Genomic DNA, 21699 nt, shown 5'->3' with positions numbered 1-21699 from the left:
GTAACAGCGGAAGGTCTAAAAGTAACAAATCTTTGCTCTAAACTTCACCTTGCAGTCATACGCTTACGAGACCCCCTGCTTGCGAAGAGGGTGACGGACTTCTCAATACCGTCGCCTTCCGCAACAGCGGAAGGTCTAAAAGTAACAAAGCTTTGCTCTAACTTCACTTTGCAGTCATACGCTTACGAGACCCCCTGCTTGCGCAGAGGGTGACGATGCTCTCAATACCGTTTCTTTCCGCAAAAGAAATAATTTGATCCTGTTTTATTTGCGATAGACAAGATGTGTAGAAGATTCAGGTTAATGATGGAGTACCACTCCCAAGGTCCAATCAAGATTTATTGTTGAAGGAATATAACTTACAGATTGATTTGCCGAGATTCCATAACCGTCGACCATTAACGCATAATAGAACGCAGGTAAAAGACAGAACGATTCTATATATTCATTATCAGGAAATTGATTACTCAGGCCCTCCCATTGTTGATGACAAATCAGAGTGTTTGCTTGTTGTAATAAATCTTGATTGGTTATTTGATTGTTTTGAAATTGGAATGGTTTGCTTTCTGCAAGATTTGCTAATCCTCCGATAGCGTACCAGTTGCTAATACGGTTGGCAGAAAGGGTAGGTTGTACTTCATTTTGGACTTTGTGTACTCGATTAATCAATGAAGATACTTCCTGCTGACATATGACAGCATCTCCCTGTCCAAAATTACCATCAGGAAGAGGGTAACCGTCTGAAAAGCATGAGTTTGTATCAAGTAATTGGTGGGTCATTTCGTTCTGCCCAAGTCCGAGAAAACTATGAACGAACAGATGAATATGTTTGCCATAAAGATCTAATTCTACTTGCGAACTTTTATTAGTTTCAGCATTTTTTTGTATTGGGAAAACGATTTGCACCGAGGCTCCACCAATATCCATGACCCCTATAGGTGCTGTAGAAGACGATTTAAGTGTACCTATATGATAATTTACAGCAAGCCAATCGTATAAAGCCTCATCGTTTCCTGTAATGGTTTTTGCTTCAATAAGTTGCCACACCGATTGTTGGTTAAACCAATTTTGTATTTCCTTATAATAAAGTTTTTGTTTGGTTTGTGGTATAAGACGCATTCCCCCTGTTGCGTAAAAATAAACGGGCATGTTTTGGATAGGGGCCCCAGAGAAAAGGATGGTCAGATAGGCATCTATGGTATTTGCATTTGCTTCAATTGTTGCAAGCCCAGGCTTAATTTTTTTAGACCAGATTTCATGAATGTGAGATGGGGTATTGGTTTCATCGAGATCATAGGCAAAAATATGTGCTCTTGAACCTGTACTTCCCGCATCGACCACTGCAATACATTGATACTCAGAACATGAAGGAGATTCAGCGTGAACCCCAACTATTGCAAAGAGGAAAGAGATAAAGAGCAAAACACGAAGCATAGCTAAGTAATTCCAGGAAAAGTTGCCAAATAATACATTATGTATTTTTTATTTTCAATATGATATTATGCAGAAGAATTTTGTGCTTTTTTATTTCGTGTCGTGTTTTTTCTCATTAGTATTATCAATTTGAGCACTATATTGTTTATTTTTTAAACCACTTATCAGGCAGTAATTATCATGATGATAAATCAAGAATATCGAGGTTCTACTTATGCTATCCTTTCCGGGTTTCTTTACAGTTTTATTGGCTATTTTGGTTTAAGTGCCATTAATGGTCATTTGTCCGCGAGTACCATGCTTTTTTGGCGTTTTTTGATTTCAAGCATTATTATTTTGTTTATTATGCTTCCAAATATAAAAAGCAGTAGAGACTCTTACAAAAACATGTTTATTGCGTTTCTAACGGGGGTATTCTTTTATGGGATATCAACGTGGCTTTATTTTTTAGCGTCTCTTTATATAGGCTCAGGATTAGCGATGGTAATCTTTTTTACTTATCCTGTTGTTATTATGCTCTTGAATTATTTTTTTTATGGTCAGTTGATCCCACAAATTTATTATTTGGCTATCCTGATTATTTTAAGCGGTATGGTATTAATGGTGGATTTGGATGCATCATTTAATTTTTGGGGGATGGTATTAGCTATTGCCTCTGCTTTTTTTTATGCCTGCTATATCATAGGGAGCAAACAAAATGTACTCTCTCCAAATATGTCAACATTCATGGTTTGTTTGGGATGTACGGTAACGAGTTTCTTTGTTTCATTTTTTGATCACTCTTTTGTCATCCCAACTTCCTTTACTGTTTGGTATCATTTACTTGGAATCGCTATTATTGCAACTGTAATACCCATTTTATTATTGTTGTATAGTTTGAAATATATTAGCTCAGAAAAAGCTTCTATCTTATCTGTTTTAGAGCCAGTATTTGTAGTGATTTTTGGTGTATTACTTTTGGATGAAAAAGTTCAGCTTTGGGGCGTAGTTGGTATTGTTTTAGTTTTAGCGGGTGCATTGATTACTTTATTTAGTCACAAAATTAATCTTGGTCAATTGAGAGTTCCATCCATCCAGCGTGAAAATATTGGTTAAACTTTATGAAGCGCAATGAACTGGGTTACATTGCGCTTTCTCCATGCTTTGTTTTAATACCAACTTCCATTGCAACCGCCACAACCCCCACAATCTGTAGCACAAGTTCCGCAACATGGATTACTTGAACAGTTAGCCATAAAGGCAGCTGAACACACTAAAATTACAGCCATTATTATTTTTTTCATACTTATCCTTGTTATCACCTGTATATTAACTATACTCTAAGTTTTTGAATTTAACCAATTTACATCAAATTTTCTTCAGCATGCAGCCATTGCAATTTCCATAAATTATAAATAAACAATTGATTTTCTTTTGTATTTAAATAAGTGCTTAGCATTTTATAGGATAAGTAGCGGTTATTAGCAATATAACGCAGTAAATTCTGATGGACTCCATCTACATCCCATGTACTCCCATTGACATAAAATTGATATTCAGCGTGCTTATTTTTATTTCGATACGCAAATCGGCATGAGGCATTTCTTACAAGATTTAATCCGGCTTTTATTTCATCCATAAAGCCAGGTAAATCAATGAGTTCATCGTCTTCTAATGGAGTGGGTAATTGGAGTTCTGCTTGTTGATCCAGCCGTGTAGCAAAGCATCCAAACCAGGATTGCATTATTTTTTCATCATTAATTAATTGGTGTAATAGCTTTTGTGCATTTAGCCAAGCAGAGGGGATGATTTCAGATGTATCTTGCAAATTGGACCAGTCGGGATCTTGATATAGATTTTTGAATAAGCCTTGTTCCGATAAATAATCACTAAAACTTTCTAGTAACTCTTGTCCTTGGTAGCTACGATAGCCAAAAGAATAAGTCATGCATTCATCAGATAGGGAGATACCATAATGGCCTACATGTGGAGGAAGGTACAACATATCTCCTTCTTCAAGAATAATACATTCTTCGATATCAAATTGATTCATGATTCGTAATTCAAGGCCATTCCTATAGTTTTGGCTATTACAATTTTTGGTAGTAAGGGACCATTCACGTCTTCCTTTGGCTTGATATAAAAAAACATCATAGTTGTCATAATGAGGTCCAACACTACCATGCAGAACAGCGTAGCTAATCATAATATCGTCAATCCGCCATTGCGGAATGAAATTAAAATGATCGAGCAGGGCATAAACCTCAGGAATTAAGCGATCTACTCCCTGCACGAGTAAGGTCCAATGCGTTGGTGGTAAGATACTAAAATCTTTTACGGAAAATGGACCATGTTTCAAATGCCAATAGGGTTTTTCATTAGGAGTTTCAAAGACTAAACGGCTTTCAATATCTTCTTCCAATGCAAGTCCGGCAAGTTCATCAGGAGATAATGGATGAGTGAAATCGGGCAAAGCGTTACGAATCACTAGCGGTTTTTTCTGCCAATAGTCACTCAGAAAAGTTTTCAAAGAAATGTGTTGAAGGTTGATCATTTACTGCGATTACTCCCTTAATTTGATCGAAGAATACGTTCTAATTCACCTTTGGCCTGACGCGAAAAATTGATCAAGTCGCTTTCTTTGTCAAAAAAATCAAATGATTGAATCAATGTTGTTTCATCATGCTTTTTGAAGGCAGTCGTTTTTTTCTGAATCTCTTCGGATTTATAGCCTAGAAATTTCATAATTTCTTTGGTCATAGTTAAAGAAGAATCAAATAATTCTCTAATAAAATAATCAACACCCGCTCGATGCAGTTCATATGCATGGCGACGATTACGAGCTCTCGCATAAATTTTGAGGTGAGGGAAATGTTGTTTGGCTAACTCGACAATTTTTAGATTTGCGTCAGGATTCCCTACAGTTACAATTAACAATTTTGCATGCCCAGCTCCAGCACTTTCCAACAAATCTAAACGGCTTGCATCACCAAAATGCCCAATGTATCCGTATTTTCGAAGTAATTCTATTTGCTCGGGATTTTTTTCCAATACCGTAAATTTAATTTTTTCTCCATTGAGCAAACGACCAATTATTTGGCCAAAACGCCCATAACCTGCGAGAATAATCCCATTTTTTTCATTAATCGAGTCATATTCGCGTTCAGGTAAGATACTCATAAATTTAGGCACAATAAAGCGATGATAAATAAGCAATAAAAAAGGTGTGGCAAGCATCGATAATGCAACAACAAGAGTGCAAAATGAGGCGTTATCATTACTTATTACTTTAGTTTTACTGGCATAGTCAAATAATACGAAGGCAAATTCACTACCCTGGGATAAAGCAAAAGCAAATCCCAAAGTTTGTAATTTGGTTAAATCAAAGATACGTCCTAAAATAGAAAGAATAAGCGCTTTGATACTAATTAATGCAAGTACTGCTGTAAGAATGAGCATCGCTTTATGAGAAAATAGAGAAAAATTCATTCCCATTCCTACAGAGACAAAAAATAATCCGAGTAAAATTCCTTTGAACGGTTGAATATCTGCATCAACTGCATGTTTGTATTCGGAGTTAGCCAACACAACACCTGCAATAAATGCACCTAAAGCAGGGGATACTCCTATTAATTCCATTAACAAAGTAATTCCTACCACTAAAGCAAGAGAAAAGGCAGTAAATACTTCGCGCAGGTTTGCTTTTGCAATAAAGAAGAATAAATGTCGAGACAAAAAGTGGCCAATTAAAATAACGGTTCCTACTACTCCAGCAACTAAAAGAGCATGTATCCATCTAGGAAAATGCATAATGAATGCTGCCTCATTGATGTTGATTTTAACAACTCCATGTGGTACGAGGAGGGGAATGATAATTAATATAGGAATTACGGCAATGTCTTGAAATAACAAGACGGCAAATGACGTTTCACCTTCGGCTGTTTTCAATAGATTTTTTTCTTGCAGCATTTGTAAAACAAGGGCTGTGGATGATAGCGATAAAGCCATACTTATTGCTAAGGTTGCTTGCCATGCATAGCCTAATATGAGTCCGATCGCAGTGAGTATGCACGTGGTTAAAAGAACTTGTAATCCCCCCAAGCCTACAATGAGTCTACGGAGTTTCCATAACATAGCAGGTTCTACTTCCAAACCGATTAGGAAGAGCATCATAATTACTCCAAACTCACCAAAATTCATAATTTGCTCTGTGTTTTCGATGAGTTTGAATCCGAAAGGCCCAATAAGGATACCAACAGTAAGATATCCTAATACTGATCCTAGTTTGAATCGGCTAGCAATAGGAACCATAATACTCGCTGATACTAAAAAAATGAATGTATTAAGTAGTATGTGATTATTCATAATTAAACCTGATTGTTATTTGGCATGGCAGTTCTTAAATTTCTTGCCACTGCCACAAGGACAAGGCGCGTTACGGGCAATTTGAGGCTTATGGATTTTATTTGAAGTTGGTTTATGTACGCCACTTATATAATACCAACGACCGTTTTCTTGATGAAACTCACTTAACTCATGAATGATTTTCATCTGATTGCGTTCCCAAAAGCGTGCGGCAAATTCGACAAAGCCTATATGTGGGGTAGACAGAGATGACTTAATCACTGTTAAGCCGATCCATGTAACGCTTTTCGCCCATTGCACCGCTTCAAACTCATTAAAACCTATCAGGGCTTTACCTTTCATAGTACTTTTGATGTAATCAATTTTTCCTAAGCTGTATGCAGTATATCGTGAACGCATCAATTGCTCAGGAGTTTGCGGTAGCTCATGATTATCAAGATACAAACCACAACATAATTCATAAGTATTTTGTGATCCACAAGGACAAAGTAACATGGTATGATCCAAGGCTAAACTGAAATCTGATTTTTGGGCTATAGATTATATTCGATATAGTATTAAATTTTTACTAGATTACATATTTATTTAACGTGAGTTCGCCATAAAAGGCATGGTAAGGTCTTTATATAGCGTTAAACGAACGTTATCCCAGTTTTATAACTAGAACAGTTCGCATAAAAATACACATTATTTTTTATAGTGAACTTACTTTAGGGTAAAATGAATGAATTCCTACTTATTTACACAAAATATAGAGCAAATTAATCATCAGGAAAGTATTAATCGATTGGAGGAAGGCAAAGTTTTATTTTTCCCTCAATACTTTTATAGCGCTGTGGATCCAATTTTATTCTCTGAAAATGTCCTCGATGGGAGTCGTAAAAATATAAGCTACGATATACGTAATGAAAAGCTCGGCGCTTATAAAAAAGAGATTGATGGTTTGAATGAAAAACTGTCACAGATGATGTATGGGTATGCTGAGTTTGCACACCAATTAATTCAGACTGTTCTTCCTTCTTATGTACCTTACCTACAATGGGGAAGAACAAGCTTTAGGCCGGCGCAAATTCATGGACGTGTTTCTTCAAAACGTAAAGATGATACTCGTTTACATGTAGATTCATTTTCAGCAAGCCCTGTCCATGGTTTAAGAATTTTACGTGTTTTTTGTAATGTAAACCCCAATAACGAACCTCGAATTTGGAATCTTGGTGAACCATTTACTGAGGTGCTTCATCGTTTTGCACCCCAAATTGCTTCTTACAGTAAAATCAAAGCAAGGATTCTAAAACTCGTTAAAGCAACCAAAACTTTGCGTTCTCCTTATGATCATTACATGTTGCATTTACATGATACAATGAAACTTGATGATGCGTATCAAGCAAAAGCTCAAAAGATACAAATTGATTTTCCAGCTCAAAGTACTTGGATAGTGTTTACCGACCATGTGTCGCACGCGGCACTTAGTGGTCAATATTTACTGGAACAAACATTCTATCTTCCAGTTGAGGGTATGATTAATCCGGATTTATCACCATTAAATCAATGGATGGGAATTCGTCCTGAAGTATTAGCTGTTTAACTTAAATTTGGCACCCTAGATTCAACTGCTAAATTTAGGTTAATACGATTTTTTTAAAGTTTGGTGTTTTTTTAAATATTGTTCAATTCCCTTTGGTGTTAGCGGTTCACTAAAAAGAAATCCCTGAACTTCATCGCAATGTTGTTTTTTTAAAAAATCCAATTGTTTTTGACTTTCTACTCCTTCAGCGAGTACTTTAAAATTAAAACTTCGTGCCATAGAGATAATCGCTTTTATAATGACCTCATCACTATGTGATGTTGATATATTTTGGACAAATGACTGATCTATCTTTATGCAATCAATGTGCAGTTGTTTTAGATAACTGATACTTGAGTTCCCAGTTCCAAAATCATCGAGGGCGATTTTAATGCCCAGTTGTTTCAGCTGATTCAGCATGTGAATAATATCTTGATGCGTTATAACAACATTTTCTGAAATTTCAAATTCTAAATGTTGCGGAGTAAGATGATGTTCCTTTAAAAGTTCTTTAACAAAATCAATGAAGTTAGGTTGTCTCAATTGTCGGGAAGTAATGTTTACAGCAACACGAACATAAGGCAGGTTTTTTTTATGCCAAAAGTTTATTTGTTGGCACACTTCTCTAAGAATCCATTCACCAAGAGGTATAATTAAACCAGTATCTTCAGAAAATGGAATAAAATCCATAGGCTGCAATAAACCTCTTTCTGGATGATTCCATCGTATTAATGCTTCAACAGATAATAATCCTTCTTGATCAATAGTAAACAATGGTTGGTATACCAAAAAAAATTCTTTATTTTTCAGTGCACTATGTAACTCCGTTTCCAATAAAAAACATTGTTTGTTGTGTTCATATAATTGAACGTCATAAAAAGAAAATTGGTTTCCTCCGTGTTCTTTTGCTTGATACATTGCTAAATCAGCATTCTTTAATAGATCATTCGCTGTTTCTCCATCTTTAGGATAGATACTTATTCCTAAAGCAGTAGTTATAAATAAATCCCGATTTGCAATTTTAAAGGGTTCCTTCATAGAGTTTAAAATCTTATTAGCAATGGCATAAATATTGTTTTCCTCAATGTTTTGACAAATCATTACAAATTCATCTCCACCCATTCTTGCAAGGGTATCTCCTTTTCGAATTAATAAGCTCCACCTTTGTCCAATCATACGTAATAATTTATCTCCAACTTCATGGGATAAACTGTCATTGACTAATTTAAATCGATCTAAATCAAAATAAAGTATTGCGAATTTTTGTTTTTGACTTTTTGCATTGTCGATGCTCTCTCGTATTCTATCGATTAATAAAGAGCGATTTGGTAATTGGGTTAGTGGATCATGCAGTGCTTGATAGGTAAGTTCTTTTTCAAGATTGGCGCGTTCGGTAATATCACGAAAACTCCATACACGTCCAATGATAATATCATTTAATCGATGTGGAAGAGAATAGCACTCGAGTATTTTTCCGTTTCTAAAAGACACTATGTTTCTACCGATTTCATCGAGATTTTTTTAAGACGGTTAATGTCTTCCAAATATTTTTTAGGTTTAAAGAGCTGATTGAGCATGTAATATAAGAGGATCGCTCCATCATTAGTTTCTAACATGGGTTTTGGAATACTCCACATCGAAACAAATCTAGAATTACAATCAATAATTTTATAATTTAAATCAGTGACTAAAATTCCATCGGTAGACGATTCAAAAGTTGAACGTAAAATCGATAAAGATTGTTGTAACGATTCGGTTTGTTCTGCAATAGTTTGTTGTAGTATTTTCTCATGCTGTTTTGCATTATTCGCCAAAATCCATTTTTTTGTTAGAGCGCAAGCCAGTTGTCTTACTGCAACTACATCGAATGGTTTTTTCAAAATAAGATAATTGTCATCCATTCCTAATTCATTGACTGTTTCCTCCCAACTGTAATCAGAATACGCGGTACAAATCACCACTTGAATATCAGGATCAATTTTCCACATTTGCTTGATAGTCGTAATTCCGTCCCAGCCCGGAGGCATTCTTATATCGACAAAAGCTAAGGCATAATGTATTCCCTTCTCTAAATCTTGTTTTATTTTTTTTATTGCTTCATATCCTTGGTATGCTGTATTAAAAATAAATTTAGGTAAAAAATTATTCATATCGGAACTCTCTAATTCATTTAAAAGAGGTTCATCAAATAATTGTTGTTCAAAATAATCGAGCTTAGCTCTGGTATTTGAGGAGGTAAGAACTTTAATAAAATCCATATGAATAGAAGGGTTATCATCAATAATCATAACGTGTAATGGTATATCACCCATAAATTTCTCCTTGTTTCTTTGAATCAGTGATGGGTAATGTCAGTATAAATTGTGCGCCATATCCTTCTCCCTGACTTTCGGCAAGGAGTGTTCCTCCCATTTCTTTGGCAGATAATGCTGAACTATGCAAACCAAAGCCATGACCGTTTTCTTTAGTGGTAAATCCAAAGGCAAAAATATGGTGCAAATTTTCTATTCTGATGCCAATTCCATTATCTTTAATCATTATTTGTACTGAATTCTTAGTTATTTTTTGCAAGCTTATTTCGATTTTTTTTGTTGGATTAGATGTTTTTTCGAGTACAGAATCTTTGGCGTTTTGAATCAAATTAATTAAAATGTGCAAAAGTTTGGCTTTATCAACAAATATCAACGGAGCAGGTTTAAATTCTTTGATGATCTCAATGTCTTTTCTGGAAGAATTCATCGTGATATTTAATGCAATATCAATTAATTCAGGAACATAAACCGACTCCTTAAAGCTTGAGAGCCCACCAATTGATTTTTGCATATCTACTATTTGATTAATATGTTGCAAGTTGTGCTGTAAGTTATCAATTTCAATATTATTTTTTTCTTCTTCTTCTAGGATAACTTTAGAAAGCGATAATAAAAATTGGGGGATGATCATTCCTTTAGGATCATGTATTAAAAAATGAGCTAAATCAGTTTGATGTTGCTCTATTATTGTCAGGATTCTCAGTAGTTTTTTATAATAAGCTTGTTTATAACTGTTTTTTAGTAAAGTAATTGAAACATTAGAGCTGTTCAAAATATTTCCAACGTTGTGGAGAATAGTGGTTGCAACTTCAGCCATTCCAGCTCGACGCGCGGCGGATGAAATTTGTTGATTCAATTCTTTAATTTTTTCTTCAGCTATTTTATTTTTATGAATATCAATCACAATACCAGTAAGCTGCTTATCAGCATGCAGACATTGGCCAATTGTTCGATACCAGTGGTACGAACCATCAGGATTTTTTACCCGTATCTCACACTCATAATCTATTTTTTCATTTAAAGCTTTTTCTACTTTTTGAACAAAATCAAATCGGTCTTGCTCGTGAATCAATTCGATAAATTCATTAAATGTAGGAGGTTTGTGAATTGGATTTAAATGAAATAAATTGAATAATTCGTTTGACCAAATAGTATAATCAGTATTTCCGTCATAGGACCAATATCCTAATCCAGCAATATGTTGCGCACGTTCCAGTTTTTCATTTAAGTTCATCATTTCTCGAGAAGAAATTGCTATGGAGCGTTCATGCATATAACGCTCTTGATCTACATCGATATAAGTATTATTAATTTGATTTAAAAAGGTTATCCATTGTTCCGTACTTTCCGGGTTTTGATTGGGATCAATTTTCGACCGTGCAAGCTGTCTCTTTAATAATTTATGAATGTCCATAATCATTTTATAGTTCATGTATTGTGGTAATTGTCATTGTTTGGTTATGTAACTCGCAATTTCCAACGGCAAAAGGTGATAATTCACCATAAGAATAAAACCCTATCTGGATTGAACCTTCAGGTAGTGCGGATAAAGTGGATTCAATTTCCTCTTCCGTTCTTCCTCCTAATAGAAGTCTTCTTCCCACACAGCTAATATCAATTGCAAGAACCGGGCCTAATTTTTTAAAACCATTTAAAAACATGCGCTTATTCGCTAAGTTTCCTGCTTCATGAGCACTGTCAATTAAGCGATCAAAATTGGCTCGCATTAATTGGGCATGCCATCCAGTTGGGATATCACCAGCAAAGACCAGAGATTGTTCTTTTTCATTAACTGCTAAAATGGTGCGGACCAATTGTGTATCATCATGAGCATTCGGATCATGAATCGCTAAAGGATAAAGCAATCCTGAAGAGGGTAATTCAGAAGCTTTTTCACCTAAATATTCCTTATAAAGTTGCAGGGCGGGTTGATAGTCAAGTTCGTATAAAACATTGGCTTCAGACCGAGTAATCCGACGAATAGGGCCAAAAATATCCCATCCTCCTTTTGAGGCATGGCCGATCTGAATTTTTGAACCATAAAAGCCAACAGCTACAACGTAATTATCGAGAATTTGATTATTTAATATGGTCCATGTTCTTTTAAAATTACTCCCATCACCTGCTAAGCCACCAGTAATAATTAGATTATTAGATTCATTAGCTGTATTTAAACCCTTTACTAATTCAGAACCATTTACGTTAAGTCCATCAGAAAGTACAAAAATACTGCGTAAACGAGTTTCTTTTAATTGATCTGCAATTAACCTGCCTGTATTTTTTGATTCGCTACTCTGATTTACTTGAGCTTTTGCAAGTTTTAAAGTTGTATGAGCGAATTTTGCCACCACAACAGAAATACTTTGATCAAAAAGACAATTCCCAAAAATTTCACCTGCCGTAGAGCAACCCACTATTTTTGATTGGGAATAAAAATCAGCTAATTGCACTATTGGCTCATGAAAATCATAGAATTCTGGGGCAGCAAAAATGAGAACCAGAGTATTAGTTGAATCGAGTTCGGGAAATTTTTTTAAGCTCCATCCTTTGTTTTTATAGAACTGAAAAGCTTTAATTTCCATACAAACTCCTTGATCTATAATTAATCTATCAGGTATTTAATTGATCATTATTGAAAGTATAGTGGTTATCTTACTTTTTTTCAGGGATAACGAAACATAGAATGCTTCTTGGTCATTACGATTTTTTTTGCTACCTAAACAAAAATTCGTTATGATGAATTCGATTAATACGTGTAAGGAACGTCGTTTTTATGGAAGGAGAAGCATCGCCTGTCAAAAATAAAAAAAAAATGGTGATTTCTAAATTTTGGCGGGACCGATTTCCGTCAGAGAGCTCTTTAGGACTGATCATTATTTTAATTACGTTGATTGTCTTATTGTGGTTCTATTTTGTCAATAAAAAACCGAAAGATATTGGCTCTAAACCTATTCCTGTAGTTGCTGGAGTTTCTACAACTCGCGATGTCCCTATTTATCTTCCAGCTTTAGGTACAGTAGCACCAGTTTATACTGTGTCTGTTCAATCTCAAATTAGCGGCATATTGATGAAAGTGCTATTTAAAGAAGGACAATTAGTCAAAAAAGGTCAATTGTTGGCGCAAATTGATCCACGCCCTTATGAAGCATTACTGACACAATATGAAGGAAACTTAGAAAGAGACTCAGCGTTATTAGCCAATGCAAGAATTGACTTAAAACGTTATCAAAAATTATGGCAAGAAGACTCAATTTCGCAGCAAACATTAGCGACACAACAAGCATTAGTAGAACAATATGAGGGAAGCGTTAAAACAGATTTAGGGTTAATTCAAAGTACTAAAATTAATCTCATTTATTGCAATATAATTTCGCCAATTGATGGACGAATAGGATTGCGGCTCATTGATCCAGGTAATGTGGTACAAGTTTCAAGCACACAAAGTATCGCTGTTATTACTACCATGGATCCAATTACTGTGATTTTTCCAATTGCAGAAGATTATGTACCACAAATTGCTCCTCAAGCCTATAGCGGTAAGGAAATGGAAGTCAGTGCTTATGATAGACAACAAGAGCATTTACTCGCAAAAGGAACATTGTTGGCTTTAGATAACCAAATTAGTACAACTACCGGAACAGTAAAGTTGCGCGCTGTATTTAATAACGAGGAAAAAAAATTATTTCCTAATCAGTTTGTGAATGTAAAAATATTGGTCGAAACGTTGCATAACGCTACAGTTGTACCTACAGCTGCTGTGCAACATACAACAACAGAAGATTTTGTTTATGTTCTTAATTCAGATCAAACGGTAACCGCCCAAAAAATTATAATGGGACCCACCATTGATGATGATACTGTCATTAAAAGGGGCTTATTACCTGGTCAAAAAATTGTAATTAATGGTGCTGATAAGTTAATTAACGGATCTAAGGTGCTGATACAAACGGAGCATCCTAAAAACATATCTGTTAAAACAGCCAATATTGCCGATTCTAAATTGGGGTGACATGAGTATTTCAGGCCCATTTATCGCAAGAGCAATAGCAACTTCATTATTAATGTTTGCTATCTTTCTGACGGGAGTTTTATCCTACAAATTATTACCTGTTTCAGCTTTACCGGAGGTGGATTATCCAACAATTCAAGTGTCTACTTTTTATCCTGGCGCAAGTCCAGATGTGATGAGTACGACAGTAACCGCACCACTTGAACGGCAATTTGGACAAATGCCGGGATTGGACCAAATGACTTCAAACAGTTCAACAGGCTCATCAATCATTACCTTACAATTTAATTTGGATATGAGTCTTGATGTGGCTGAACAAGAAGTACAGCAAGCTATTAATGCAGCAAGTAGATACTTACCTTCTGATCTTCCCAATCCACCGATATATAGTAAAGTAAATCCTGCAGATACACCTATTTTAACTTTGGCTTTGACTACAAATACGTTACCTCTAACTAAAGTTGAAGATTATGCAGAAACACGTCTTGTTCCTAAAATTTCTCAGTTATTAGGTGTTGGTTTAGTGAGTATAGGCGGCGGATATAGACCGGCGGTGCGCATTCAAGCAAATCCTGATGCTTTATCAGCTTATGGATTAACTATGGAAAATATACGTACTTTAGTTATGGCATCTAATGTGAATGCAGCGAAAGGAAATTTTGATGGACCAAGATTAGCATATACAATTAATTCTAATGATCAATTATTATCTGCTGCTGATTATCGTCCATTAATTGTTGCTTATCAGAATGGAGCTCCAGTTCGTTTATCAGATGTGGCTCATGTTATTGATGGCTCAGAAAATAACATGCAAGCAGCGTGGATGAATAAAGAGCCTGCTATTATTCTCAACATACAGCGTCAACCCGGGGCCAATGTCATTGAAGTAGCGGAGCGAGTCAAAAAACTACTCCAGCAAATGCAGGTAACAATTCCTGCAGGCATGCATGTAAAAATACTTACTGATCGTACCACCAGTATTCGTGCTTCTGTAGAAAACGTCCAGTTTGAATTGCTTTTGTCAGTAGCATTGGTTGTTATGGTGATTTTTCTGTTTTTGCGCAAATTATATGCAACTATTATTCCTAGTATTTCCGTACCATTGGCTCTTGTGGGTACATTGGGACTTATGTATTTGCTCGGTTTTAGCTTAAATAACCTTACTTTAATGGGATTAACGATTGCTGCAGGATTTGTAGTCGATGATGCAATTGTCATGATTGAAAACATTATGCGCTACATTGAGATGGGCGAAAAACCTATAGATGCTGCACACAAAGGAGCTGCACAAATTGGTTTTACTATTATTTCATTATCTATTTCTCTAGTTGCAGTATTAATTCCCTTACTCTTTATGGGGGATGTAGTAGGGCGATTATTTCGTGAATTTGCACTGACGTTAACAATAACCATCTCGATTTCAGCTTTTGTTTCGTTAACGTTAACTCCTATGCTTTGCTCTCGAATTTTAAAACCACAAAGTGAAAGCCAGGTAACGAATTTAGAACGATTTTTAGAACATAAGTTAAATTATCTTATTGAGCGTTATAAAGTTTCGCTACATTGGGTACTTTCACGACAACCTTTGATATTGCTGATTTTCTTTATTACGGTTATCTTCACTAGTATTTTATTGTATCTCATCCCTAAAGGTTTTTTCCCCATTCAGGATACCGGGGTTATCCAAGGAATTTCCGTAGCCTCAGACTCAATTTCTTTTAAAGAAATGGCTAATCGTCAACAAGCTTTAGTAGACGCAGTGCTTACTGATCCTGCTGTTGAAAATGTTTCCTCGTTTATTGGTATTGATGGTACAAATGTCACGTTAAATAACGGGCGAATTCTCATTAATTTAAAACCTTTAGAGGAACGCCTAGGTGTTATGGATGTGATTAGTCGTCTGCGGTCTAAAGTCCAGCAAGTGGTTGGAGCTACCTTATACATGCAGCCCGTGCAAGATCTGACTATAGATACGTTGACGAGTCGCACCCAATTTCAATACAGCATTAGTGCTCCTGATAAGGAAGAAGTTACCAAATGGTCTCATTTAATGTTAGAAAAAATGCATCAAATCCCCATTTTGAAAGATGTGAATACGGATCAACAAAATAATGGATTGGTGACATCAATTCATATTGATAGGGACACTGCATACCGACTTGGAATTACAATGCAGATGATTGATGATACATTATATGATTCTTTTGGGCAGCGGCAGATATCCATTATGTTTACGCAACGTAACCAATATCGGGTAGTGTTGGAAGTGCTCCCTCCGTTACAAAGAGAAACAGTTGCTTTTGACAACATCTATATTAATTCTACTGTAACAACTACACCAAACAGTACAGTGACTACACCATCTGTACCTAATTCTCCTACAACGACTTATAGAGTGGCAAATCCATCGGTAGCAAGTTCCCTAAATCTTGGGTCTACCACAGGAGTTAGCATCAGTGGTTCCGTGCCTATTAAAGTTTTTGCCAATTTGAAACAAACAGTGGCGCCTTTAGTGATTGCACATAAAGATCAATTTCCTTCTGCAACACTCTCATTTAATCTTGCTCACAATGCTGCATTGGGAGATGCAGTAACTCAAATAGAAGCAGCAAAGAACAGCCTGAATCTGCCATTGAGTGTAGAGGCTGATTTTCAAGGAACAACAAAAAGCTTTCAAAAGTCACTTGCGAATGAAGGTTGGTTGGTATTTGCGGCTGTTGTAGTAGTTTATATTATTTTAGGTGTGCTTTATGAAAGTTACATCCATCCGTTAACCATTTTATCCACTTTACCTTCCGCTTCTATGGGCGCTTTATTAGCGTTATATCTCACTGGCAATGAACTAACGATTATTGCTTTGATTGCAATTATCTTATTGATTGGTATTGTCCTAAAAAATGCAATTATGATGATTGATTTTGCGCTGGAACAAGAACGAGAATACAATCTCAACCCCAAAGATGCAATCTATCAAGCTGCCTTATTACGTTTTAGACCTATTTTAATGACTACTATGGCCTCCATGCTTGGCGCAGTTCCTTTAGCTTTAAGTCACGGCATAGGCGGGGAGCTGCGTCGTCCTCTAGGTATTGCTATCATTGGTGGTTTAATCGTGAGTCAGTTAATTACTTTATATACCACTCCTATTATTTATCTGACTTTTGATCGTATATCGCGTAAGGTAATGAGTTATGGTAAGCGCAATCCAGATGTTTCGGAGGCTGGATTGTGAATCTATCATCCTTATTTATTAAAAAACCTATCGCAACAATTTTGTTAGCGGTAGGTTTAAGTTTTTCAGGAATTCTTGCATTTAATTTATTACCTGTAGCACCATTACCTCAAATAGATTTTCCGACAATTACTGTACAAGCTCAGTTACCTGGAGGTAGCCCAGAAATAATGGCGACTTCAGTTGCTGCACCATTAGAACGGCAGATAGGACGAATTGCAGGGATTACTCAGCTCACTTCTTCGAGTACTTTAGGACAAACACTCATTATCGTACAATTTGATTTGTCGCGTAATATTGATGGTGCAGCACGTGATATCCAAGCAGCGATTAATGCGGCGATGAGTCAGTTACCTACAAACTTAACGAATAATCCTACCTATCGCAAGGTGAACCCAGCTGATGCACCGATTATGCTTCTTGCACTGACGTCAGATAAATTTACCCCGGGACAATTGTATGATGTGGCATCCACTCTATTGCAACAAAAGATTTTGCGTATTGAAGGAGTAGGGCAGGTGAATGTGGGAGGAAGTTCATTACCTGCTGTACGCGTTGACGTAAATCCCACAGCTTTAAATAAATACTCAATAGGAATCAATCAATTAGCAACGACAATTGCTGATGCTAACGTGAATTTGGCAAAAGGACAATTAAATCATGATAAAACTGTTTCGGTAATTAAAAGTAATGATCAGATGCTCAAGGCATCAGAATATGCACCAATGATTATAAGCTATTTTGATAATAAGCCTGTGCGCCTGTCGGACGTAGCCCATGTATATGATTCTGTTGCTGATGTACATACCGCTGGCTTAGCAAATGGTAAACCTGCAGTGCTCTTGGTTTTATTTAAGCAACCAGGGGCTAATGTGATTAAAACAGTGGATCGTGTACGAGAAATCTTACCTCAACTTGAAGCTTCTATACCTAAAGATATCCAATTAAATATTTTAATGGATAGAACCTCAACAATTCGAACTTCATTGCATGATGTGGAGCTTACGTTACTTATTTCTATGTGCTTAGTCATTTTTGTAACTTATCTCTTTCTTGGAAGTTTCAGAGCAATGATGATTCCAGGTATTGCTGTTCCTTTGTCATTGCTTGGAACTTTTGCGGTTATGAAATTATTAAATTACAGTCTAGATAACTTATCGCTCATGGCTTTAACCATTTCTACAGGATTTGTAGTCGATGATGCTGTGGTAGTATTGGAAAATATTTCACGTCATATTGCACTGGGTAAAAAACCATTACAAGCAGCGTTTGATGGCTCTAAAGAAATTGGTTTTACGGTACTCTCCATTAGTATTTCCTTAATTGCAGTATTTATTCCAATTTTAATGATGGGAGGCATTGTCGGTCGGTTATTTCGTGAGTTTGTAGTGACGTTATCCATAGCAATACTGATTTCACTTGTTATTTCATTAACACTGACGCCCATGATGTGTTCACGAATGTTGCATGAAGATGAAGGAGAGCAAAGCAATTTTTTTATGCGTTTTACGGAACAAGTGCGAATGCGTTATGCTAATGGATTACGTTGGGCACTCTTTCATCCAAGATTCATGTTGATTCTTATGTTTGCTACAATTGTTTTAACTGTTTATTTATTTATTATTATACCTAAAGGATTTTTTCCTCAACAAAATACAGACAGGATTGCTGGTACTTTGCGAGCGGATCAGGATATTTCTTTTAAGGCAATGAAAAAAAAGCTAGGCCAATTTGTTTCAAAAATTAATCAGGATCCCGCTGTAGCAAATGTAGCAGCATTTATAGGGAGCGGTCCCGGTAATAATACAACGAATACTGGAACTGTATTTGTCATTTTGAAGCCACCGCAAGGTAATGGCCTTACGAGCGATCAGATCATCGCTCGTTTGCGAAAGAAGTTATCTTCAATAACTGGAGCAACTTTATTTATGCAGTCAGCGCAGGATTTAACTATTGGTGGCCGAGCTGCTGCTGCCCAATTTCAGTACACAGTCTCAGCAGATAACTTACAAGATCTTGCGATTTGGACCCCACGTATTATGGAACAGTTATCAAAAATTCAGGGAATTGTTGATTTGAATAATGATCAGCTGAATCATGGATTACAATTTTATGTCAACGTAGATCATGATACCGCATCACGTTTTGGCATTACTCCACAGCAGATTGACCGAGTGCTTTATCATGCCTTTGGACAAAGTCAGATTTCAGTCATGTATATGCCAATGAATCAATATTATGTAGTAATGAATGTCGCGCAGAAATATTGGCAATATCCTTCCATTTTAGATGAAATCTATATCGAGTCCTCGGCAGGCTATGAAGTACCCTTATCTGCATTTGCTCATTTTAAAGCAGGTTCCACCTTATTGTCCGTAAATCATCAAGGTTTAGCTCCTGCAGCAACGTTCTCGTTTAATTTAGCACCAGGGACATCTCTTGGTGGGGTTGTTAAAAAAATTACCACCATGGTTGGAAAATTGCATTTACCACCAACGATGCGTGGATCATTTCAAGGAACTGCACAAGCATTTCAAGAGTCGTTCGCAAAAGAGAAATTTTTGATTTTGACTGCTATTTTAGCGGTTTATATTGTGCTTGGTATGCTTTATGAAAGTTTGATTCATCCAGTAACGATTTTGTCTACTTTACCATCAGCAGGGGTTGGGGCTTTATTGGCATTATTATTATTCAACTCTGATCTGAGCATCATTGCTCTTATTGGGATGATTCTTCTGATTGGAATCGTGAAAAAAAATGCCATTATGATGATTGATTTTGCTTTGGAAGCGGAGCGTCTGGAGAATAAGTCGCCACGTGATGCAATCTATGAAGCCGCATTATTGCGTTTTCGGCCAATTATGATGACTACAATGGCCGCTATATTAGGTGCTATGCCTTTAATCATTGGGTTTGGTGTTGGTTCTGAATTACGTCGTCCACTAGGGATCGCGATTGTGGGGGGGTTAATTATGAGTCAATTGTTAACACTCTATACTACACCAGTAATTTATTTGACAATGGACACCGCCGGAATACGGGTTCGCAATTTCATGAAACGGTTAAAATTAAGAGGTGCCTATGGACGCTCATAATCTGTATAGCCGAGAAGAAGCGAAATTCAACCCAAGAATAGCGTACTCACCAAGAGTCTATGTTACTCCGAACAGGCAATTTTTATTAAAGTATATGATCTTAACTTTAGTATTATTACTTTCATCATGTATGGTTGGTCCTAATTATGTTCCGCCAAAACTTGTAGTGCCACCACAATTTAAAGAGGCCCAAGATAAAAAAGTAATAGAAGTCACGCGTAAGAATTGGAAACCTATTAAGCCTCAGGATGATATAGAGCGTGGTGAATGGTGGAAAATATTTAATGATCCTGTATTAAATGCTTTGGAAGATCAGCTGTATCATTACAATCAAAACATTGTGCAGGCTGAAGCAAATTTCAGCCAATCATTAGCGATTGTTGATCAAGCCCGTTCCAGCTTATATCCAACATTAGTAGGCGCGGTTAGTACATTCAGACAGCGTCAAGCAGGGGGATCGGCATCGATTATCAGCGCGTCGGGAGGGACAGCAGGTACTGCAACAACTAATATTACGCCTAGAGCGGCAACAACTAGTATTTATACTGGATTTTTGAATGCAAATTGGGAGCCAGACATTTGGGGTGCTGTTCGTCGCAATATCGAAGCAAATCTCTCTTTAGCAGAATCTAATGAAGCTTTAATTGGTGTAATACGTTTATCTGCTCAAGGTGCCTTAGCTCAGTACTATTTTGAACTTCGTGCATTGGATAGAAGTCAAAAATATTTAGATGAAACCGTAATTGCTTATCAAAAATTATTACAGTTCACACGCAATCAATATGCCTCTGGCGTTGCTTCTCGCGCTGATGTAGTGCAGATACAAATCCAGCTTGAATCAGCTAAGGCTTCAGCAATTAATAATGGTATTTTACGGGGTCAATACGAACATGCTATTGCTGTGCTTATGGGAAGACCGCCTGCTTATTTTTCATTAAAGCCTGCAGTTGTAAGATTGAAGCCGCCACCAATTCCTCTACAAGTTCCTTCCGTATGGCTTGAACGTAGGCCGGATATCGCACAAGCGGAGCGTTTGGTGCAGCAAGCGAGTGCTTTGATTGGAGTGGCTATTGCAGCGTACTTTCCAACTTTGAGCTTAACAGGCACTTCAAGTCTTGCAGGGAATAGTTTACATGAACTGTTTCACCAACCAGTATTCAGTTGGTCTGCGGGTATGCAATTAGCAGAAACAATTTTTGATGGAGGATTCCGTAAAGCAGGGGTGCGGATAGCAAAGGAACAATATATAGCTCAGGTTGCAAATTATCGTCAGGTGGTACTCACTGCATTTCAAGACGTTGAAGATAATCTTATTTCATTGCGTCTTCTGGAACAGCAAAGTATCGTGCAAGATAAAGCTGCAGCTGATGCGCTCTATGTACTGAAGCTCACAAAAAATCAATATAAGGCAGGAACGGTGCCTTACTCTAATATACTTACCGCTCAGATCAGTGCACTTGCTGCAGAGCAAACAGCGGTACAAGTAGACGGCTTACAAATGGCATCAGCTGTAGGTTTGATTAAATCACTCGGGGGGGGGTGGGTAGTAAATGTTACCATACCTCCTAAAGTAAAGAATACAAAGTCCTCCGTACCTGGTAAACAGTCGGTCATATATGGAGATACTACTCAGTAATGCATTGAAAAATAAAAATTTTTTATTAGTTACCTTTGACTAAAATAATTGACTTCAGGTTATTTACCGGATA

General features: G+C 36.6%; 14 protein-coding genes. 6 read left to right on the top strand and 8 right to left on the bottom strand.

Annotated elements, in window-relative coordinates:
• Window positions 1-300: 300 nt before the first annotated feature.
• The gene (locus tag Lgra_RS06270) at window positions 301-1434 is read right to left on the bottom strand and encodes an acetate and sugar kinases/Hsc70/actin family protein (RefSeq protein ID WP_058498403.1); all 1134 of its coding nucleotides are present in this window, start codon (window positions 1432-1434) and stop codon (window positions 301-303) included.
• A gap of 183 nt (window positions 1435-1617) precedes the next feature.
• On the opposite strand from Lgra_RS06270, the gene Lgra_RS06265 reads away from it, so the two are divergent.
• Complete coding sequence (locus tag Lgra_RS06265; RefSeq protein ID WP_172468421.1) at window positions 1618-2529, top strand: DMT family transporter; 912 nt, start codon at window positions 1618-1620, stop codon at window positions 2527-2529.
• 247 nt (window positions 2530-2776) lie between these two features.
• Here Lgra_RS06265 and Lgra_RS06260 read toward each other — a convergent pair whose 3' ends face one another.
• From Lgra_RS06260 to Lgra_RS06250, 3 genes are read right to left on the bottom strand one after another with little or no spacing between them, the layout of a single operon-like run.
• Window positions 2777-3967, bottom strand: a complete 1191-nt coding sequence (locus tag Lgra_RS06260) for a cupin domain-containing protein (RefSeq protein WP_058498401.1) — start codon at window positions 3965-3967, stop codon at window positions 2777-2779.
• Between the two features lie 17 nt (window positions 3968-3984).
• Window positions 3985-5778 carry a monovalent cation:proton antiporter-2 (CPA2) family protein gene (locus tag Lgra_RS06255; protein ID WP_058498400.1) on the bottom strand — a complete coding sequence of 598 codons (1794 nt, stop codon included), beginning with the start codon at window positions 5776-5778 and terminating at the stop codon, window positions 3985-3987.
• 15 nt (window positions 5779-5793) lie between these two features.
• Window positions 5794-6273: a YchJ family protein gene (locus tag Lgra_RS06250; protein ID WP_058498399.1), complete on the bottom strand. Its 480-nt coding sequence runs from the start codon at window positions 6271-6273 to the stop codon at window positions 5794-5796.
• A gap of 229 nt (window positions 6274-6502) precedes the next feature.
• Between Lgra_RS06250 and Lgra_RS06245 the strand changes: the two genes are divergently transcribed.
• Window positions 6503-7363: a Kdo hydroxylase KdoO gene (locus Lgra_RS06245; protein ID WP_058498398.1), complete on the top strand. Its 861-nt coding sequence runs from the start codon at window positions 6503-6505 to the stop codon at window positions 7361-7363.
• Window positions 7364-7402: 39 nt separating this feature from the next.
• On the opposite strand, the gene Lgra_RS18255 is transcribed toward Lgra_RS06245, so the two are convergent.
• From Lgra_RS18255 to Lgra_RS06230, 4 genes are read right to left on the bottom strand one after another with little or no spacing between them, the layout of a single operon-like run.
• The gene (locus Lgra_RS18255) at window positions 7403-8833 is read right to left on the bottom strand and encodes a putative bifunctional diguanylate cyclase/phosphodiesterase (RefSeq protein ID WP_238584378.1); all 1431 of its coding nucleotides are present in this window, start codon (window positions 8831-8833) and stop codon (window positions 7403-7405) included.
• Complete coding sequence (locus tag Lgra_RS18250; protein ID WP_238584377.1) at window positions 8833-9654, bottom strand: response regulator; 822 nt, start codon at window positions 9652-9654, stop codon at window positions 8833-8835. Before Lgra_RS18250 ends, Lgra_RS18255 begins: the two co-directional genes overlap by 1 nt.
• On the bottom strand, window positions 9647-11074 hold the full coding sequence (locus Lgra_RS06235) for an ATP-binding protein (RefSeq protein ID WP_238584376.1): 1428 nt from the start codon (window positions 11072-11074) through the stop codon (window positions 9647-9649). Before Lgra_RS06235 ends, Lgra_RS18250 begins: the two co-directional genes overlap by 8 nt.
• A gap of 1 nt (window position 11075) precedes the next feature.
• The gene (locus tag Lgra_RS06230; RefSeq protein WP_058498397.1) at window positions 11076-12236 is read right to left on the bottom strand and encodes an FIST signal transduction protein; all 1161 of its coding nucleotides are present in this window, start codon (window positions 12234-12236) and stop codon (window positions 11076-11078) included.
• Window positions 12237-12427: 191 nt separating this feature from the next.
• Between Lgra_RS06230 and Lgra_RS06225 the strand changes: the two genes are divergently transcribed.
• Genes Lgra_RS06225 through Lgra_RS06210 form a run of 4 tightly spaced genes read left to right on the top strand, consistent with a single transcriptional unit; the run spans window position 12428 to window position 21626 of the window.
• A complete protein-coding gene (locus Lgra_RS06225; RefSeq protein ID WP_058498396.1) occupies window positions 12428-13663 on the top strand; it encodes an efflux RND transporter periplasmic adaptor subunit in 1236 nt (411 codons plus the stop codon).
• A gap of 1 nt (window position 13664) precedes the next feature.
• The gene (locus Lgra_RS06220) at window positions 13665-16895 is read left to right on the top strand and encodes an efflux RND transporter permease subunit (protein WP_058498395.1); all 3231 of its coding nucleotides are present in this window, start codon (window positions 13665-13667) and stop codon (window positions 16893-16895) included.
• Complete coding sequence (locus Lgra_RS06215; RefSeq protein ID WP_058498394.1) at window positions 16892-19990, top strand: efflux RND transporter permease subunit; 3099 nt, start codon at window positions 16892-16894, stop codon at window positions 19988-19990. The genes Lgra_RS06220 and Lgra_RS06215 overlap by 4 nt, the downstream gene beginning before the upstream one ends.
• Window positions 19977-21626 (top strand): efflux transporter outer membrane subunit, encoded by a 1650-nt coding sequence (locus Lgra_RS06210; protein ID WP_058498393.1) that lies wholly within the window; start codon window positions 19977-19979, stop codon window positions 21624-21626. Before Lgra_RS06215 ends, Lgra_RS06210 begins: the two co-directional genes overlap by 14 nt.
• Window positions 21627-21699: the final 73 nt, after the last annotated feature.

It is taken from the genome of Legionella gratiana (assembly GCF_001467695.1).
GTDB classification, from domain to species: Bacteria; Pseudomonadota; Gammaproteobacteria; order Legionellales; family Legionellaceae; genus Legionella; species Legionella gratiana.
The sequence above is the reverse complement of the archived record's forward strand: the minus strand, read 5'-3'. Positions and strand labels throughout refer to the sequence as shown.

What these genes read in the sequence shown, in the direction of transcription:
- Lgra_RS06250 (WP_058498399.1), bottom strand. Translation starts at nt 6,273, where the DNA reads ATGTTACTTTGTCCTTGTGGATCACAAAATACTTATGAATTATGTTGT.
- Lgra_RS06210 (WP_058498393.1), top strand. Translation starts at nt 19,977, where the DNA reads ATGGACGCTCATAATCTGTATAGCCGAGAAGAAGCGAAATTCAACCCA.
- Lgra_RS06220 (WP_058498395.1), top strand. Translation starts at nt 13,665, where the DNA reads ATGAGTATTTCAGGCCCATTTATCGCAAGAGCAATAGCAACTTCATTA.
- Lgra_RS06260 (WP_058498401.1), bottom strand. Translation starts at nt 3,967, where the DNA reads ATGATCAACCTTCAACACATTTCTTTGAAAACTTTTCTGAGTGACTAT.
- Lgra_RS06230 (WP_058498397.1), bottom strand. Translation starts at nt 12,236, where the DNA reads ATGGAAATTAAAGCTTTTCAGTTCTATAAAAACAAAGGATGGAGCTTA.
- Lgra_RS06245 (WP_058498398.1), top strand. Translation starts at nt 6,503, where the DNA reads ATGAATTCCTACTTATTTACACAAAATATAGAGCAAATTAATCATCAG.
- Lgra_RS06265 (WP_172468421.1), top strand. Translation starts at nt 1,618, where the DNA reads ATGATAAATCAAGAATATCGAGGTTCTACTTATGCTATCCTTTCCGGG.
- Lgra_RS18250 (WP_238584377.1), bottom strand. Translation starts at nt 9,654, where the DNA reads ATGGGTGATATACCATTACACGTTATGATTATTGATGATAACCCTTCT.
- Lgra_RS06225 (WP_058498396.1), top strand. Translation starts at nt 12,428, where the DNA reads ATGGAAGGAGAAGCATCGCCTGTCAAAAATAAAAAAAAAATGGTGATT.
- Lgra_RS06235 (WP_238584376.1), bottom strand. Translation starts at nt 11,074, where the DNA reads ATGATTATGGACATTCATAAATTATTAAAGAGACAGCTTGCACGGTCG.
- Lgra_RS06255 (WP_058498400.1), bottom strand. Translation starts at nt 5,778, where the DNA reads ATGAATAATCACATACTACTTAATACATTCATTTTTTTAGTATCAGCG.
- Lgra_RS06270 (WP_058498403.1), bottom strand. Translation starts at nt 1,434, where the DNA reads ATGCTTCGTGTTTTGCTCTTTATCTCTTTCCTCTTTGCAATAGTTGGG.